General features: G+C 39.0%; 2 protein-coding genes. One reads left to right on the top strand and one right to left on the bottom strand.

What is annotated here, in order from left to right; translation table 11 throughout:
- Positions 1 to 987, top strand: a 987-nt coding sequence (locus tag AC1DPZ_RS27125; RefSeq protein WP_477409376.1) for a CRTAC1 family protein, incomplete at its 5' end; no start/stop codon positions are given.
- A gap of 150 nt (positions 988 to 1,137) precedes the next feature.
- On the opposite strand, the gene AC1DPZ_RS27120 is transcribed toward AC1DPZ_RS27125, so the two are convergent.
- Positions 1,138 to 1,469, bottom strand: a 332-nt coding sequence (locus AC1DPZ_RS27120) for a hypothetical protein (RefSeq protein WP_477409374.1), incomplete at its 5' end; no start/stop codon positions are given.

Genomic DNA, 1,469 nt, shown 5'->3' with positions numbered 1-1,469 from the left:
GTATCTACCATGAGTGGAAGAAAGTATTTGCTGAAAAATAGATGTAAGGGAGGGAACAACGTAGGTTTTGAGGATGTTACCGAAAAAGCGGGCATCAATATCAAGCAAAATACATTTACTACCTGGTTTTATGATTACAACAATGATGGTTGGCCYGATATTTTGATTGGTAGTTACAATTTTAGTACAACCCTGGGTTATTATGCCGCGTTAGAGGCCTTGGGTACTCCCGTGGCAGATAATGGCAATATTTTTCTTTTTAAAAACAACCGCGATGGTACATTTACAAATGTAACCCGTGATGTTGGGCTGAATAAGGTAGTGTTTAGCATGGGAGGTAATTTCGGTGATATTGATAATGACGGCTATCCGGATATTTATTTTGGTACCGGCAACCCGGATTTTGGATCGCTTATACCTAATAAACTTTTCCGGAACATGGGTGGCAAAAAATTTGCCGATGTAACCAGTTCATCACGTACCGGCAATTTGCAAAAAGGGCATGGTGTATCATTTGCCGATTTCAGGAATAACGGCCTGCAGGATATTTTTATCGAAATGGGCGGGGCCTATATAGGCGATGTCTACAAAAGTGCGCTATACCTTAATCCGGGCCAAAATAATAATAATTGGATAGGTTTAAAATTGGTTGGTAAAAGGTCAAACAGGTGTGCTATCGGTTCACGAATCAAGGTCACCTTTACAGAGAATGGCTTACAAAGAAGTGTGTTTAAAGATGTAAATTCCGGTGGAAGCTTTGGCTCATCTCCGCTTCGGCAAGAAATAGGAGTAGGGCAAGCCAGTATCATCGACGATATCGAAATTCGATGGGCGGGGAGTGGTACAGTGCAGCATCTTCAAAAAACAAAGCCTAACCAGTTACTTGAAATAACAGAAGATGGTAAGGTAACACAACTTAAATTAAATATACTTGAATTTAACACGGATGAGCCAGCGATGTCTATGAAGATGGCTGATAATATGTGAAAAGCAACACTGTATTTAAGTATTGAATATAAAAAAGGCAAATCTAAATCATCATGCAGGATGTCATAGCCGATGATTTAGATTTGCACTGATAGAAAGTCTATTTGCTAAGAACAGCCAATCAGGCATTACCCAACAGCTATATTTAAACTAAAATTTGACAAGCCTGGTCTTTCCTGAATTATCTTTTATTGATACTTGTGCTATTTTATCATTAATGAGCATAAACCTGGAGGATTGGGAAATAAACGAACTGCCATAGTGAAATTCCTGTTTGGCATGGCTGCCATTTTTATACGTTATTAAGGCACTTTGATCTGTATAACCTATTTTTAACATGGATGCCTTAGCATTCAATTGAAAAATCCGGAGTGGCCCTAAGTGTTCGCTTGCCGCCATAAGGTAATTATTATTTGCGCCCCTTAATTTTACAAGTGCCTTTCCATCTCCCGGTAAATATATTCCGCTGTGTGCAATTGATA

It is taken from the genome of Mucilaginibacter sp. P4_G9, from assembly GCF_056400985.1.
The sequence above is the reverse complement of the archived record's forward strand: the minus strand, read 5'-3'. Positions and strand labels throughout refer to the sequence as shown.